The 15,331-nt window shown below is 73.0% G+C and carries 13 protein-coding genes; 10 read left to right on the forward strand and 3 right to left on the reverse strand.

Going from position 1 to position 15,331, the window contains the following annotated elements; genetic code table 11:
• Positions 1-4 precede the first annotated feature (4 nt).
• The 9 genes from ABZ478_RS05765 (at position 5) to ABZ478_RS05805 (ending at position 11,066) form a co-directional block, all read left to right on the forward strand.
• Positions 5-1,054: an ABC transporter permease gene (locus tag ABZ478_RS05765; RefSeq protein WP_359545640.1), complete on the forward strand. Its 1,050-nt coding sequence runs from the start codon at positions 5-7 to the stop codon at positions 1,052-1,054.
• Positions 1,051-2,049 (forward strand): ABC transporter permease, encoded by a 999-nt coding sequence (locus ABZ478_RS05770; RefSeq protein WP_359545641.1) that lies wholly within the window; start codon positions 1,051-1,053, stop codon positions 2,047-2,049. Before ABZ478_RS05765 ends, ABZ478_RS05770 begins: the two co-directional genes overlap by 4 nt.
• Positions 2,046-3,638: an ABC transporter ATP-binding protein gene (locus tag ABZ478_RS05775; RefSeq protein ID WP_359545642.1), complete on the forward strand. Its 1,593-nt coding sequence runs from the start codon at positions 2,046-2,048 to the stop codon at positions 3,636-3,638. The genes ABZ478_RS05770 and ABZ478_RS05775 overlap by 4 nt, the downstream gene beginning before the upstream one ends.
• A gap of 202 nt (positions 3,639-3,840) precedes the next feature.
• Positions 3,841-5,556, forward strand: a complete 1,716-nt coding sequence (locus tag ABZ478_RS05780) for a DUF3492 domain-containing protein (protein ID WP_359545644.1) — start codon at positions 3,841-3,843, stop codon at positions 5,554-5,556.
• The gene (locus tag ABZ478_RS05785; protein WP_359545646.1) at positions 5,553-7,004 is read left to right on the forward strand and encodes a hypothetical protein; all 1,452 of its coding nucleotides are present in this window, start codon (positions 5,553-5,555) and stop codon (positions 7,002-7,004) included. The genes ABZ478_RS05780 and ABZ478_RS05785 overlap by 4 nt, the downstream gene beginning before the upstream one ends.
• 210 nt (positions 7,005-7,214) lie before the next feature.
• A complete protein-coding gene (locus ABZ478_RS05790) occupies positions 7,215-8,174 on the forward strand; it encodes an NAD-dependent epimerase/dehydratase (protein ID WP_358927513.1) in 960 nt (319 codons plus the stop codon).
• Positions 8,162-8,911 (forward strand): spherulation-specific family 4 protein, encoded by a 750-nt coding sequence (locus ABZ478_RS05795; RefSeq protein WP_359545648.1) that lies wholly within the window; start codon positions 8,162-8,164, stop codon positions 8,909-8,911. The genes ABZ478_RS05790 and ABZ478_RS05795 overlap by 13 nt, the downstream gene beginning before the upstream one ends.
• Positions 8,912-8,974: 63 nt before the next feature.
• A complete protein-coding gene (gene moeZ, locus ABZ478_RS05800) occupies positions 8,975-10,153 on the forward strand; it encodes an adenylyltransferase/sulfurtransferase MoeZ (protein WP_358927515.1) in 1,179 nt (392 codons plus the stop codon).
• Between the two features lie 235 nt (positions 10,154-10,388).
• Positions 10,389-11,066 carry an HNH endonuclease family protein gene (locus ABZ478_RS05805; RefSeq protein ID WP_359545650.1) on the forward strand — a complete coding sequence of 226 codons (678 nt, stop codon included), beginning with the start codon at positions 10,389-10,391 and terminating at the stop codon, positions 11,064-11,066.
• A gap of 120 nt (positions 11,067-11,186) precedes the next feature.
• Here the strand turns inward: ABZ478_RS05805 and ABZ478_RS05810 are convergent, their stop codons facing one another.
• A complete protein-coding gene (locus ABZ478_RS05810) occupies positions 11,187-11,459 on the reverse strand; it encodes a hypothetical protein (protein WP_359545651.1) in 273 nt (90 codons plus the stop codon).
• A gap of 375 nt (positions 11,460-11,834) precedes the next feature.
• Here ABZ478_RS05810 and ABZ478_RS05815 point away from each other — a divergent pair, with 375 nt between their 5' ends.
• Positions 11,835-12,527 (forward strand): hypothetical protein, encoded by a 693-nt coding sequence (locus tag ABZ478_RS05815; RefSeq protein WP_359545653.1) that lies wholly within the window; start codon positions 11,835-11,837, stop codon positions 12,525-12,527.
• Positions 12,528-12,748: 221 nt separating this feature from the next.
• Here ABZ478_RS05815 and ABZ478_RS05820 read toward each other — a convergent pair whose 3' ends face one another.
• Complete coding sequence (locus ABZ478_RS05820) at positions 12,749-13,258, reverse strand: lamin tail domain-containing protein (protein ID WP_359545903.1); 510 nt, start codon at positions 13,256-13,258, stop codon at positions 12,749-12,751.
• 449 nt (positions 13,259-13,707) lie between these two features.
• Positions 13,708-15,267, reverse strand: coding sequence for an alpha/beta hydrolase (locus ABZ478_RS05825; protein WP_359545654.1), 1,560 nt, complete (start codon positions 15,265-15,267; stop codon positions 13,708-13,710).
• Positions 15,268-15,331 lie beyond the last annotated feature (64 nt).

Raw genomic sequence — 15,331 nt, forward strand, 5'->3', positions numbered from 1 at the left:
GGCCGTGAGCGAGGCACTTGTCGCCACCCAGGCCCCCGGGACGGACACCACCGTCCCGGGGGCCTCGGGGGCCCGTCAGTTCTGGCGGCGGCTGCGGGCGCAGCGCGCCGCCCTGGTCGCCGCGGCCGTCGTCGCGCTGCTCGTCCTGGTGGCGCTCGCCGCGCCGCTGCTCACCGCCCTGGAGGGCCAGGACCCCACCACCTACCACCCGTCCCTGATCGACTCCGCGCGCGGGGGCGTGCCGATCGGCTCGTTCGGCGGCGCCGGCGGCGCCCACTGGCTGGGCGTCGAGCCGCAGACCGGGCGCGACCTGTTCGCCCGGCTGGTGTTCGGGGCGCGGGTGTCGCTGGGGGTCGCGCTGGCCGCGACCGTGCTCCAGGTGACCCTCGGTGTGCTGATCGGGGTCGCCTCGGCGCTCGGCAGCCGGTTCGTCGACCAACTGTTGAGCCGGTTCACGGACATCATCGTCGCCCTGCCCCTGATGATCATGGCGCTGGCGCTGCTCGCCATCGTGCCGACGAGCTTCCCCCGGCCCGTCCTGGTCACCTTCGTGATCGGCCTGATCGCCTGGGGCAACATCGCCAAGATCACGCGCGCGCAGACGCTCACCCTCAAGGGGCTCGACCACGTGGCCGCCGCCCGGCTCAGCGGCTGGGGCACCTGGCGGATCGCCCGCCGTGAACTGCTGCCCGGGCTCGCCGCGCCCGTCATCACCTACGCGGCCCTGCTCGTCCCCATCAACATCTCGGTCGAGGCGGCCCTGTCGTTCCTCGGTGTGGGCGTGAAGCCCCCCACGCCGTCCTGGGGGCAGATGCTCACCGCCGCCGACGTCTGGTACCAGGCGGCGCCGCAGTACCTGCTGCTGCCCGCCGGAGCCCTCTTCGTCACCGTCGTCGCGCTGACCGTCCTCGGCGACGGTGTGCGCACCGCCCTTGACCCGCGCGCGGCCTCGCGGCTGCGTGTCGGTACGGGCGCCAAGGGCGAGGGCAGGGCGGCCGAGGCCGGCAAGGTCGACGGCGGAGCGGCCGGAGCCGGCAAGGAGGACGCCGCATGAGCGGGTTCGGCGGTTTCGTGCTGCGCCGCGCCGTCGGCGTCCTGGTCACCCTGTTCGCCATCTCGGTGATCATCTACGTCGTCTTCTACGTCACCCCCGGCAACGTCGCCCAGATCAGCTGCGGCCCGCGTTGCTCGCCGGTCCAAGTCCACCAGGTCGCCCAGCAGCTCCACCTGGACGACCCGCTGTACCTGCGCTACTGGCACTTCCTGCAGGGCCTGTTCGTCGGCCAGGACTACTCGACCGGCACCTCGGTGGCGCACTGCCCGGCGCCCTGCCTCGGGCTCTCCTACCAGAGCGACCGGCAGGTGACGGACATCATCCTGACCAAGCTCCCGGTCAGCCTGTCGCTGGTGTCCGGCGCGATGGTGATCTGGCTGGTCCTCGGCGTCGGCACCGGAGTGCTCTCCGCCTGGCGGCGCGGCCGGTTCACCGAGCGGGCGCTGACCGCGCTCACTCTCGCGGGCACGGCCACGCCGGTCTTCGTCATCGGTCTGGTCCTCATGATCGTGGTCTGCGGGGAGCTGCGGCTGCTGCCCTTCCCCCAGTACGTGAAGCTCACCGACGATCCCGAGCAGTGGGCGTGGAACCTGCTGCTGCCCTGGCTCTCGCTCGCCCTCATCGAGGCGGCGGCGTTCGCCCGGCTGACCCGGGCGGCCATGCTGGAGACCCTCGCCGAGGACCACGTACGGACGTTCCGCGCCTACGGGGTCTCCGAACGCTCGGTCGTCGGACGGCACGCCCTGCGCGGGGCGCTCGCGCCGGTCATCGCGCTGAACGCCAACAACTTCGGCGGAGCCGTCGGCGGGGCCGTCCTCACCGAGACCCTCTTCGGCCTCCCCGGCATCGGGCAGGAACTGGTCCACGCGGTCAAGGTGGTCGACCTGCCGGTCGTCGTCGGCATGGTCCTGGTCATCGGCTTCTTCGTGGTCATCGCCAACGCCGTCGCGGACGTCCTGTACGCGGTGGCCGACCGACGGGTGGTACTCGCATGAGCCTGGTCGAAGTCACGGACCTGACCGTGGAGTTCGGGTCCCTGCGCGCCGTGGACGGCCTCTCCTTCCGGCTGGCGCGGGGCGAGGCCCTCGCGCTGGTCGGCGAGTCCGGTTCCGGCAAGTCCACCGTCGCCGGTGCCCTGCTGGGCCTGCACCGGGGCACCGGGGCGCGGGTCGGCGGCTCGGTCCGCGTCGCGGGTACCGATGTGCGGCAGGCCTCGGACGAGGAGCTGCGCGAGCTGCGCGGCGCCAAGGCGGCCATGGTCTTCCAGGACCCGCTGTCCTCGCTCGACCCGTACTACGCGATCGGCGACCAGATCGCCGAGGTGCACCGCGTGCACACGCGCGTGTCGCGCCGCGCCGCACGCGCGCGTGCCGTCGAGGTACTGGACCGGGTCGGCATCCCGGACGCGGTACGGCGGGCCCGTTCCCGTCCGCACGAGTTCAGCGGCGGCATGCGCCAGCGCGCCCTGATCGCCATGGCGCTCGCCTGCGAGCCGGACCTGCTGATCGCCGACGAGCCCACCACGGCCCTCGATGTCACCGTCCAGGCCCAGATCCTCGACCTGCTGCACACGCTGCGCGAGGAGACCGGCATGGGCCTGCTGCTCGTCACCCACGACGTCGGGGTCGCGGCCGAGAGCGTCGACGAGGTGCTGGTCATGCGGCACGGCAGGGCCGTCGAACACGGCCCGGTCGGCGCGGTCCTGGCGTCGCCCGGGCAGGCCTACACCCGCGAGCTGCTCGACGCCGTCCCGCGCGTGGACGCGCCACGGGCCGCCGCGCGGGCGTCCGGGGAGGTCGTGCTGGAGGCCACCGGCCTGCGGCGCGAGTTCGGGCGTGGCAAAGGCGCGTTCACGGCCGTGGACGACGTCTCGCTGACCGTCCGCCGGGGCGAGACCCTGGGCGTCGTGGGGGAGAGCGGCAGCGGCAAGACGACGCTGGGCCGCATGCTGGTAGGGCTGCTGGAGCCGACCGCCGGCGGGATCCGCCACGCGGGACGCCCGCACACCGGCGTGGACCCGGCCGTCCAGATGGTCTTCCAGGACCCGGTCTCCTCCCTCAACCCCCGCCGCGGCGTGGGCGAGTCCATCGCGGACCCGCTCCGCGCGCGCGGGGAGCGGGACGAGCGGCGCATCCGGGCGCGGGTGGGTGACCTGCTGGAGCGCGTGGGGCTCGAGGCGGCGCACTACGACCGCTACCCGCACGAGTTCAGCGGCGGCCAGCGCCAGCGCGTCGGCATCGCCCGGGCGCTCGCCGCGGACCCGCGCGTCATCGTCCTGGACGAGCCGGTCTCCGCGCTCGACGTCACCACGCAGGCCCAGGTGGTCGCGCTCCTCGGCGAGCTGCAGCGGGAACTCGGCCTCGCGCTGGTGTTCATCGCGCACGACCTCGCCGTGGTCCGCCAGGTCAGCGACCGGGTCGCGGTGATGCGCCGCGGACGGATCGTGGAGTCCGGTCCCGTGGACGAGGTCTACGACGCCCCGCGCGAGGCGTACACGAAGCAGCTCCTGGCCGCCGTGCCCGCCCTCGATCCGCAGCTCGCGGCCCGGCGGCGGGCGGCCCGGCGGGAGCTGGCCGCGGCGTAACGTTTCACGCTCGGACGATCACCTTCCGCAGTCCTAGCGCGACGGAACGCGACCCGCACCCGAAAGTTACGCCCGTTCACCCCTTTTGGTGGCGCGATGGACAACCGTCCATCGCGCCACCGCTGTGTCCGCATACCTTCGTGCCGCTGCGAACCGCCGGGACGAAGGCGGCTTCCCACTCACGGAGATCGGGGGTGCACACGTGCGCATCGGACTGCTTACGGAGGGTGGCTACCCGTATGTGGATGGTGACGCCGGGCTCTGGTGCGACCGGCTCGTGCGCGGGCTCGCCCAGCACGAGTTCGACGTCTACGCGCTCAGCCGCGACCGGCAGCAGGAGGACGCGGGCCGGGTCCCGCTTCCGCCGCAGGTCGGCCAGGTGCGTACCGCTCCGCTGTGGACGGCCGAGCACGACGGGGTCACCCATGGCCGGCGTGCGCGCCGGCGCTTCACCGAGTGCTACGGCGAGCTGGTCGAGGCCCTGAGCGGCGGGCCCGGCGCCGCCTCCGGCCCAACCGCCGGAACCGGGCCCGCTCACGAGGCGGACCGTTTCGGCAGCGCACTGTACGGTCTCGCCGAACTCGCCCGGGACGAGGGCGGACTGGTCGGCGCACTCCGCTCCGACACCGCCCTGCGCACCCTCGAACGCGCCTGCCGCGCCCCCGGCGCGCCGCGCACGGCGCGCGAGGCACGCGTGGCCGACCTGCTCACGGTCACCGCCCACCTCGAACGCGCCCTGCGTCCCCTCTCCCTGGACTGGTACGGCGACGACGGCCTCGGCGCCGCCGACCTCTGCCACGCCACCGCCGGCGGCACGGCCGCCCTGCCCGGACTGCTCGCCCGGCACCTGTGCGAAGTGCCCCTGCTGGTCACCGAGTACGGCGTGCAGCTCCGCTCGCACTACCTGGCCCTGGGCCCCGACGACGCCGCCCCCGCCGTACGCGCCCTGCTCGCCGCCTTCCACGGCCTGCTCGCCACCGAGGTCTACCGGCGCGCCACCCTCCTCACACCGGGCAACGCGCACGCCCGCCGCTGGCAGGAACGGTGCGGTGCCGACCGCGCCCGGATCCGCACCGTGCACCCCGGCATGGACGCCTCCTGCTTCACCGAGGTCGGCGAATCCCCGGACCGCGCCGATCCGTACACGCTCGGCTGGGTGGGGCGCGTCGAACCCGCCAAGGACCTCGTGTCGCTGCTGCACGCCTTCGCCGAGGTCCGCAGGGAGGAGCCGAAGGCCCGGCTGCGGATCGTCGGCACGCCCGTGGGCCCGGAGGGCGAGGCGTACCTGGGCCACTGCCGGGTGCTCGCCGCGCAGCTCTTCCCGGACGAGGCGGAGGGCGTGCACGCGGTCGGGGACAACCCGGTCTCGTTCGAGGAGATCGGCGGCCCCGAGGTGCCGACCCTGCCCGACGCGTACGCCGGCGACGCCGTCGTCCTCCTCTCCAGCGTCGTGGAGGGCTTCCCGAACACCCTGGTGGAGGCCATGTTCAGCGGCCGCGCCACGGTGTCCACCGACGTCGGCGCGGTGGTGGAGGTGATCGGCGGCACCGGCCTGGTCGTGCCGCCGCGCAACCCCCGGGCGCTCGCCGAGGCGTGCGTGGCGCTGCTGCGCGACCCCGAGCGCCGTGAGCGCCTCGGTGCCGCCGCACGGGCCCGCGCGCTGGAGCTGTTCACCGTCGAGCAGAACATCGCGGCGTTCAACGGCATCTATCTGGAGATCGTCTCGCGCTGCCCGGTGCGCCGGGTCGTCGTCGACGAGGCCGGTGACCCGCTGCCGTTCGCCGCTCCGGCGGAGACCCATGTCCCCGTCCACTGGACCGGCCCCACGGCCCGGGAACGCACCCGGGAGGCGTCCTGCCGGGCACCCGGCGAACCGGTCCGCGCGACCTCGGGAGCGGCATCGGAGGGTGCGCTGTGAACAGGACGGAGGGCGGCGCCCCGAGCGGTTCCGGCCGGGTGGAGGGCGTCGACGGTGACAGGGACGTCCCGCGCGAGTCGCCCGGCACGGGCGCGCCGAGCGGTTCGGACGCGGTGAACGGCACGGACGCGCCGAACACCGTGGACCGGCTGAGCGATCGCGACCACCCGGGGATGCCGGCCGGTGCCACGGCCTGGGACGAGCGGTCGCGGGAATGGCTCACCGGTGCCGTGGCGCACGCCGGACCGGCCGCCGAGGGCCATGCGGACGCGGGCGCCGCAGACTCCGCGCCCCCGGCCCGGCCGGGCCCGGACGCCGCGCCCGGCGGGACCCGTACGACCCCGTTCCGGCGCGGAACCGCCGACCCCGTCAAGACCCTGCTGCACCGTCACCGTGACCTGTGCGAGCGCGCCGTGGACCCGCTGGAGATCGCCGCCGGACTGGAGGCGCACGGCGTCACCGACCGGACCGCCGCCCGGTTCCGCCACCGCGACGTCTTCTCGCTCGCCGAGGAGCTGTACGCGCGCGTGCCCCGCGACGGCGCACCGAACACCCGTCCCGAACCCGGGCGGGGACCTCGCGTCCGGGCCGGCTGGGTCCTGCTCACCCTCCTGCCCGGAGCGCTCGCCGCGGCCGCCCTGACCGTACTGCGCCTCACCCACGGCCGGTCCCGCCCGCTGGTGGCCGCCGTCGGCCTCCTCGCCCTGGCCGCCGCGACGCGCGCCGCCCTGCGCCGGGGCCCCTTGGCCGCGGTGCCGGGCCGGGTCCCGTGGCGCACGGCGGCCGCCACCCGCGCGTGGACCCTCTGGCTGCTCGGTTACGCGCTGCTCGGCGACGGACTGCTGGAGGCCGTCGTCGCCGGCGGCCCCGACGCCCTGCCCACCGGTGCTCCCGACGGCCCCTGGCCGATGACCGCCGCACCCGCCCTGGCGCTCACCCTGGCCTGCGCCCCGGCCGCCTGGTGCGCTCACCTCCTGGCCGCCGGGGCCCGCCGCAGGCTCGCCGGCAGCCGGGGTCTCGAGGACTTCACCAGCGCCGCCCGGCCCCTGCTGGCCGGTGTCCTCGTCCTGTTCCTGGGCGCCCTCACCGGCCTGCTCGCCCTGTGCGGCACGGCGCTGCACGAGAGCGCGGCCCTCCCGCAGGGACTCGCCCTCGGCGCCCTCCTGCTGCTCGCCCGCCTCCTTGTCGCGCACCGCCGGCGGCGCGCCCCCGAGTTCGCCCTGGGAGCCGCCGCGGTCACCGAGGCGGCGGCGCTCGCCCTGCTGCTGGCCGCCCGGCTGCCCGGCTGCGCCTTCCTCGCCGCGCCCGTCCAGACCGTGGTGGACGCCTGGGGCCCGGCCGCCGTGCCGACGCTCGTGTGCGGCGCCGCCGCACTCGCCCTGCTGGTCCACGCGCTGCGCACCCTGACCCGGGCCTCGGCCCACGCCCCGGCGGGAGCACCTGAGTGAACCTTCCGCCACCGTCCCCGGCCGCGTCCGCCCCCACTCGTCCCGAGCGCGCGGCGGCACCCGGCAACGCAAACGGCGTCCGGCCCCCCACCGCAGGCCACCGCATCACCCCTTCGAAGGAGAAGACCAGATGACCACCTCCCGACACGGAGCGCCCGGAGCGTCCGGAGCCTTGGGAGCCGCCGGAGCGCACACCCCGGGAGCTGCCCGATGAGGGTCCTGCTGATCGGAGCCAACGGATACATCGGCCGCTTCGTCGCCGACCGCCTGCTCGCCGACCCGGCCGTCCAGCTCACCGCGCTCGGCCGCGGCGACGACGCCGACGTCCGCTTCGACCTCGCCTCGGGCAGCCCCGGAGCGCTCACCCGCTTCCTCGACGCGGTCCACCCCGGAGTGGTCGTCAACTGCGCCGGCGCCACCCGGGGCGGTGCCCGCGACCTCGTCCGGCACAACACCGTCGCCGTCGCCACCGTCTGCGAGGCCCTGCGCCGCAGCGGCTGCGGGGCCCGGCTGGTGCAGGTCGGCTGCGGCTCCGAGTACGGCCCCAGCCAGCCCGGCTCCTCCACGGCCGAGGACGCCGTGCCCCGGCCCGGCGGCCCCTACGGCGTCAGCAAACTGGCCGCCACCGAACTGGTCCTCGGCTCCGGCCTCGACGCCGTGGTGCTCCGCGTCTTCTCGCCCGCCGGACCCGGTACCCCGGCCGGCTCCCCGCTCGGCCGGCTCGCCGAGGCCATGCGCCGCGCCATGCAGTCCGGCGACGGCGAACTCAAGCTCGCCGGACTCGGCGTCCAGCGCGACTTCATCGACGTCCGCGACGTCGCACGCGCCGTGCACGCCGCCTCCCTCTCCGCCGCGCAGGGCGTCATCAACATCGGCTCCGGCCGCGCCGTCCGCCTCCGCGACGCCGCCGCCGTCCTCGCCCGGGTCGCCGGATACGGCGGCGCCCTGCACGAACTCGACGCGCCCCCCGGGCCGCTGCGCAGCACCATCGGCCACCCCCGCGCCGACTCCGAGCACGCGGCCCCGGTCGCCTACCCGTACCCGGACGGCTGCGGCAGCTGGCAGCAGGCCGATGTGCGCACCGCCCGCGACCGGCTCGGCTGGCGCCCCCGCATCAACCTCGAGGAATCCCTCGCGGACATCTGGATGGAGGCGGCATGCCGCATCTGACCAGCACCACAGCGAGCACCACCGGCACCGGCGTCCGTACCGGCCTCGGCATCCCCGGCTACGCCCATCCGCTGGTCGCCCCCGACCAGTGGGCCGGACTCACCCGCCCCGGCACACCCCTCGACTGGGTGGTGCTCAACGTCGCCGCCGGGCCCGGCAGCCGTCCGGACCCGCACTGCCTGGAAGCCGCGGGCCGGCTGCGCAACGGGGGCGTGCGGGTCCTCGGTCACCTGGACCTCGCCCACGGCGCCCGCTCCTTCGGCGACCTGCTCTCCGACGCGCACCGCCACCTCGAGTGGTACCGCGTCGACGGCTTCCTCCTCGACCGGTGCCCCACCGAGCGCGGCGCGCTGCCCGCGGTCCGCCGGGCGGTCACCACCCTGCGGGCGATCAGTGACACCGCCCACATCGTCCTGGGCCACGGCGGCCACCCGCACCCGGGATACGCGGAGAACGCCGACCAACTGGTGACGTTCGCGGGCCCCTGGTCCGACTACCGCTTCTCGCAGGCCGCCGAGTGGACCGCCGACTATCCGCCCGACCGTTTCTGCCACTTCGTGCACGGCGTGCCGCGCGGCCACCTGGAGGAGGCGCTGCGCATCGCCCGCTGGCAGGGCGCGGGCACGATCTACCTCACCGATCGCACCGACCGGGGCGGCCGGGCCGACCCCTGGGAGACGATGCCCGGCTACTGGGACGAGATCGTCTCGCGGATCGGAACAGGTGTCTCGGAATGAAGAAGCCCGTGGCAGTGTTACAGGGAGAACAACCGTAGTGATCGACCGACCAACGGAGTCCCCGTGTCGCTGCCACCCCTGGTCGAGCCAGCCCCTGAGCTCACCGTAGACGAGGTCCGCCGGTACTCCCGCCACCTGATCATCCCCGACGTGGGGATGGACGGGCAGAAGCGGCTGAAGAACGCCAAGGTGCTCTGTGTGGGCGCCGGCGGCCTGGGCTCGCCGGCGCTGATGTACCTGGCCGCCGCGGGCGTCGGCACGCTCGGCATCGTGGAGTTCGACGAGGTCGACGAGTCGAACCTGCAGCGCCAGATCATCCACAGCCAGTCCGACATCGGCCGCTCCAAGGCCGAGTCCGCGCGTGACAGCGTCAAGGGCATCAACCCGTACGTGAACGTGATCCTTCACGAGGAGCGGCTCGAGGCCGACAACGTGATGGAGATCTTCAGCCAGTACGACCTGATCGTCGACGGCACGGACAACTTCGCGACCCGCTACCTGGTCAACGACGCGTGCGTGCTGCTGAATAAGCCGTACGTGTGGGGTTCGATCTACCGCTTCGACGGCCAGGCGTCCGTCTTCTGGTCCGAGCACGGCCCCTGCTACCGCTGCCTCTACCCGGAGCCCCCGCCGCCCGGCATGGTCCCCTCCTGCGCCGAGGGCGGCGTGCTGGGCGTGCTGTGCGCGTCCATCGGCTCCATCCAGGTCAACGAGGCCATCAAGCTGCTCGCCGGCATCGGTGAGCCGCTGGTCGGCCGACTGATGATCTACGACGCCCTGGAGATGCAGTACCGCCAGGTCAAGGTCCGCAAGGACCCGGACTGCGCGGTCTGCGGCGAGAACCCGACCGTCACCGAGCTCATCGACTACGAGGCCTTCTGCGGCGTCGTCTCCGAGGAGGCCCAGGCGGCGGCCGCCGACTCCACGATCACTCCCAAGCAGCTCAAGGAGTGGATCGACGACGGCGAGAGCATCGAGATCATCGACGTCCGCGAGCCGAACGAGTACGAGATCGTCTCGATCCCCGGCGCCCGTCTGATCCCGAAGAACGAGTTCCTCATGGGCACCGCCCTGGAGGGCCTCCCGCAGGACAAGAAGATCGTCCTGCACTGCAAGACGGGTGTCCGCAGTGCGGAAGTCCTCGCGGTCCTGAAGTCCGCGGGCTTCTCCGACGCGGTACACGTCGGCGGCGGTGTGATCGGCTGGGTCAACCAGATCGAACCGGACAAGCCGGTGTACTGATCACCGCTCCCGCCCACCGGCGGACCTGACGAAGCCCACGGCTCTGAGCAGCTCAGATGCCGTGGGCTTCTGTCGTTGGCGGTCGGCGTCGTGGGCCGTGCGGCGACTGCTTCGACACACGCTCTCCTCCACGGTGCCAGGTGGCGCACCTGCCCGGTGAACGCATGCACCTGTTCGGCTCATTCGTTCGAGTCGGATCTCATGATTGAAGTACTTTCGGTCAATCCTGCGGTGCGTGATCAGCAACCTCAGGCGCGCCGCGATTGCGGCCGCACTTGTCGCCGTGCCTCTCGTGGCACCCACGCCGGCCCACGCGCGTGACCTGTCCATCCCGAGCTACACACTCCCGATGTCGACCGCGGTCCTTGTCCTCCCCCTTGCGGCGGAGGTGCGGGACGGCTACCAGCGCACCAGCTTCAAGCACTGGAACGCGGGCCAGAACTCCACCGACGGATGCAACACACGAGCGGAGGTGCTCATCTCCGAGGCCGTCGAACCGCCAGAGATCCTCCCGGGCTGCAAGCTCTCAGGGGGGCGATGGTGGTCGTACTACGACGCCAAGTGGCTGACCCCCGCGGCCGCCTTGGACGTCGACCACATGGTGCCCCTGGCCGAGGCCTGGGATTCCGGGGCATCGCAATGGACTGCCCAGCGGCGTGAGGCGTACGCCAACGACCTCGCCGTCCCAACCTCCCTGGTCGCCGTCTCCGCGGCCTCGAACCGAAGCAAAGCCGACCAGGACCCGGCCGAGTGGCTGCCACCGGCCGTCGACGTCACCTGCCGATACACCTCGGAGTGGATCGCAACCAAGCTGCGCTGGGGGCTCACCGTCGACGCCGTCGAGCTCGAAGCACTCACACAACTCGCGGAAGCATGCCCCGGCAGCACTGTGACCTTCCAGCCTGCTCCATAGCGCGGTGGCCGGCCCGTGAACGGGCGGGGCCACCAAACGGCCTGGTACACGTCTGGCAAGGGCGCCCAAAAGCCACCGCACCGCAGGGCCAGCGCGCGCCCTGACTCGCCGGTGTACTGATCAGCGCTCCGGCTGACCAGCGAAACCGACGAAGCCCACGGCTCTGAACAGCTCGGATGCGGTGGGCTTCGTCAGTTCGGCCAATGCGCCAGGCGGGCGTGGGCCTCCTGCGCGATGACCGGCCACGGGTCGTCGGCCGAACGCGTGATCGCCGAGCGCGGCGAGCGTCGGTGGCCCGCGACGAGCCTCCGCACCGAGTCGTGCGGAATCCTTGATCAGCTCGGCCAGGATCTCCGGCGGCGCCGTCCTGTTGTGTGCGGCCCAGAAAAGCATGCCGGGATGGTCGCGCACCAGATCCCATCAGACTGCCAGTGGCAAGGCCGCCCGTGCCGAGCGGTTGGACTCCTCCGGGTCCTCGCCCTGTCGCAGCCTGATGAACTCCTCCACGGAGGTGATCTCGGCGAAACGATCCGTCATGACGGACCGTAAGTCACGCTGCCCGGGCCGGCCGTCAAGCACTGGGCCACCGGTTCACGTCGTCGGATGTCGATGGCAAGGGCTCCGCCTCACCGGGTAACGTGTCGATCTTCGGCCGGCGGAAGCCGTACGGAGTCCTCGAAGGCCGGGTAGACCATGCATGTCGCCGACCATCCCGCACGCCGCCGCCTCAGCGCTGCCCTGGACAGTCTCTCGGTCACCTTCCGTGGCATGACCGCCCGTCCGGACGAGAGCAACTGCGAATGTCACTGGGGCAGTCCGGAGGAGCTCTCCCTGCTGAAGACGCCGGACGTGGAACTGGAGCCGGACCTCTTGCGCCGGACCTGGCAGGCCGTCGACTGGCTCGACCACGCGGCTGTGCTGCGCCGCATCCTGCCGCAGTTCGCCACTGCCCTGGCCGCCGGTCGCGCGGAGACCCTGTCCGATCTGGAAGAGGCGGGGAGCTCCTTCGCCCGCGCCCGCTGGCAGCGGTGGCCTGACGAGCACGCCGATCCGGTACGGGAGTTCCTGCATGCCTGGTGGGTGCAGAGCCTCACCGACGCCGATGCGGCCGTGCCGGCGCACCAGGTCTTCGCGGTGTGCGCCGAGGCCTCCGGAACGGTCGGCCCCTGGCTGGCCGACTGGGAGAAGGAGAGCGGACCCCTCAGCGACCGACGTCTCGCCGAGGCGGCCGCGGAATGGGAGTACGAGCTCCTGGGAGACGGTCTGCCGTGGCGCGTCGGCTGGTACGAGCACGACGAGGAGGAGATGCGCGTCGAACTGGTCGCCTGGCTCCTCGGCCCCGCCGCGGTGCGGCTTCGCGAGTCGGGCGCTTCGGCGGAGCTGCGGCACCGGATACGGCTGCTCGGACTCACCGGTGACGACCGCTACACGGATCCGCACTGGCCCGGCCACCGCTACTGACGGTCGGCGGGCGGCGCGTCGGCGGCTCCCGTGGCGCCGCCGGTGTACACGCACCTTCTTCGCCGACCGGCGACCACGCCCGAAGCCCACGGCTCTGACCAGCTCAGAGCCGTGGGCTTCGGGGATTCGAGTGGCGTGTGGTGGGCGTGGCTCCCGGGTGAGTGCCACGCCCACCTGGTCAGCGGGAACGCGTGTCAGCGTTCACCGGCTCGGGGGTGTGGTCAGTGGCGGGTGCGGTGGTCACCGTCGCGGTGGCCGCGGTCGCCGCGGTGGTCACGGTCGCCCCGGTGATCGCGGTCGCCGCGGCCCCAGGAGGCGTCGTCGACGAAGCGGCCGCGGTCGTTGCGCAGGGTCGCCGTGTCGGAGCGGTCCCAGACGGACCGGTTGCGGTCCTGGAACAGGTCGCCGCGGGTGTCGTGGCCGTAGCCGGTGTGGACGCGGACGGTGCCGCGTCCGGCCAGCCGGTAGTGGTGGAAGGTGTAGGTGTGGCCGTCCCTGTCGGCCAGGGTCCAGCCGTTGAGGTTGACCGGGCGTCGCGAGTTGTTGGTGATGTCGACCCACTCCCGGTTCAGGGCGCGGTTGGAGCGGTCGTCGCGTCCCGGGGCGTCGTACCGCACGCTGCTGATGTAGACGGTGTCGCGGTGGTGACGGCCGGGGTGGTGGTCGGCGGCCGAGGCCGGCAGGGCCACGGCTCCCACGGCGGCGGCCGCCACGGCGGCGACAGCGGTCATGCGGCGCACGGATGCGGAAACGGTCACGAGGATCCCCCTACAGGAGTCCATGGCACCCCCCTTACGGATCTGCGGAGCGAAGAACGCCGCAGGCCAGTGGTGGTGCGTTGTACGAGCGGCGGCCGGCTGGCCGCGCACTCACACTGTGCAAGCCGTGCGCCCGGTTTGTGGGGGAGATGTGCGCGCCATTACGGGTTGAACATATTCCTGTGACTCTCTGCTGCATCGTCCATGTATGACTCCAACACGCCGAATTGAACGTTCGTCAGGGAAACAGCCGCTTCAGTACTGGCCTGTGCGGCTCGCGATGCCGGCCCGCCGTCCTGCCCCGCCGAGCCGGTGTCACCCGAAAGTGAGTAACAGGAACGACCCCGACCGATCGGACTAGTCCCCTCCGGCACGGCCGTGTCCCATGCCGGAACGCCTCCTCCCCGCTCCGCCGGCCGTCGTCAGGAGCAGACCTTGCCGTCCTTCGGCACCGTTCCGTCGAGCAGGTAGGCGTTCACCGCCGAGTCGACGCAGTCGCTGCCGTTGCCGTACGCGCCGTGTCCCTCGCCCTTCCAGGTGAGTTCGACGCCCACGCCCTTGCCCAGTTCGTCGGCCATCCTGCGGGCGCCCTCGTAGGGGGTCGCCGGGTCCCCGGTGTTGCCGACGAGCAGGACCGGCGCCGCACCCGGTGCGCTGACCCCCGGGGTGTCGAACTGCCCGGCCACCGGCCAGTCGTGGCACCAGCCGGCCGTGTCCCAGCCGAGGTAGTCCCCGAACACCGGCGATATCCGCTGGAACTCGGGCAGCAGCCGCTTCGTCCGGGCGAGTGTGGGCCGCTGCTTGTCGTCCAGGCACGATATGGCCCGCTGGGCGTGGGCCCGGGTGCCGTAACGTCCGGAAGAGCTCCGTTCGTTGTACTGGTCCGCGAGCGCGAGGAGCTTCGAGCCGTCGCCCTGCTCGGCCGCCTTCAGCGCGCTGGTCAGCCTGGGCCAGCCGGCCTCGCTGTACAGCGGCAGGATGATGCCGGTGAGGGCGAGCGTCTGGGTCAGCTTCCGTCCGGACGCGGTCGGCAGGGGCCTGGCGTCGATGCTCTTCAGCAGCGCCGCGATCTTCCGCGTGCCCCGTTCCGGGTCCTGGCCGGTGGATCTCAGATAGTCCTCCAGTGCCCGCTGGAAGCCCCGCGTCTGGTTCTTCGCGTGGCCCACCGTGTCCGCGGTCGGATCCACCACCGCGTCGAGGATCATCCGGCCGACGCGCCGGGGGAACAGGTGGGCGTAGACGCCGCCCAGTTCGGTGCCGTAGGAGATGCCGAAGTAGTGCATGGTCCGGTCGCCGAGCACCTGCCGCAGCAGATCCATGTCACGCGCGGTGTCGGTGGTCGAGACGTGCGCCAGCAGCCGGCCCGCGGCCCGTTCACATCCCTTCCCGAAGTCGGCGGCGTCCTGGAAGTACGCCTTCTCCTCGGCCGGATCGTCCGGCGTGGCGTCCACGGCCTCGGCGGCCTCGATGTCCCGGTCGCCGCGGCAGCGCACGCCCTCACTGGCGCCGACCCCGCGCGGATCGAAGCTCACCAGGTCGTAGCGCTCGCGCAGCGTGGTGACGGTGGCGCCGTAGTACGGCATCGTCGACACGCCCGAGCCGCCGGGGCCGCCGAAGTTGAAAAGCAGGGAACCGATCCGGTCGTTTCCGGTCGCCCGTGCCCGGATGAGGGCGACGCCGATCGTCCGACCAGCGGGGTCCGACCAGTCCAGCGGCACCTTGAGCGTGGCGCACCGCCATTCGTCGCCCGGGGCCGCGGAGCCCTCGGTGGCCCCGCACCGGTGCCAGTCGAGCTGTTGCGAGGTGAGCGAGGAGGGCGGGTCCGCCGGGGTCGGCGCCGCCGGTGTGGAAGCCGGGCCGCTCCGTCCGGCCGGGCCCGTTGCCTTGCCCTCGTCAGGGCTCCCGCCCGAGCCACCGCCACCGCACCCGGCCACCAGCAGCGCCGCGGCCACCCCGGCCGTCCACCGCAGAACCCGAAGCATGCGCACCCCCCTCGCAGGCCCCCCCCGCGTCGTGCCGCGGCAGGCGTTCACGTCATGGTAGGTG

Source organism: Streptomyces sp. NPDC005706 (assembly GCF_040631045.1).
Taxonomy (GTDB): domain Bacteria; phylum Actinomycetota; class Actinomycetes; order Streptomycetales; family Streptomycetaceae; genus Streptomyces.

Coding starts and splice junctions, on each gene's coding strand:
- ABZ478_RS05795 (WP_359545648.1), top strand. CDS start 8,162: ATGCCGCATCTGACCAGCACCACAGCGAGCACCACCGGCACCGGCGTC.
- ABZ478_RS05770 (WP_359545641.1), top strand. CDS start 1,051: ATGAGCGGGTTCGGCGGTTTCGTGCTGCGCCGCGCCGTCGGCGTCCTG.
- ABZ478_RS05825 (WP_359545654.1), bottom strand. CDS start 15,267: ATGCTTCGGGTTCTGCGGTGGACGGCCGGGGTGGCCGCGGCGCTGCTG.
- ABZ478_RS05820 (WP_359545903.1), bottom strand. CDS start 13,258: ATGACCGCTGTCGCCGCCGTGGCGGCCGCCGCCGTGGGAGCCGTGGCC.
- ABZ478_RS05775 (WP_359545642.1), top strand. CDS start 2,046: ATGAGCCTGGTCGAAGTCACGGACCTGACCGTGGAGTTCGGGTCCCTG.
- ABZ478_RS05815 (WP_359545653.1), top strand. CDS start 11,835: ATGACCGCCCGTCCGGACGAGAGCAACTGCGAATGTCACTGGGGCAGT.
- ABZ478_RS05810 (WP_359545651.1), bottom strand. CDS start 11,459: ATGCTTTTCTGGGCCGCACACAACAGGACGGCGCCGCCGGAGATCCTG.
- ABZ478_RS05790 (WP_358927513.1), top strand. CDS start 7,215: ATGAGGGTCCTGCTGATCGGAGCCAACGGATACATCGGCCGCTTCGTC.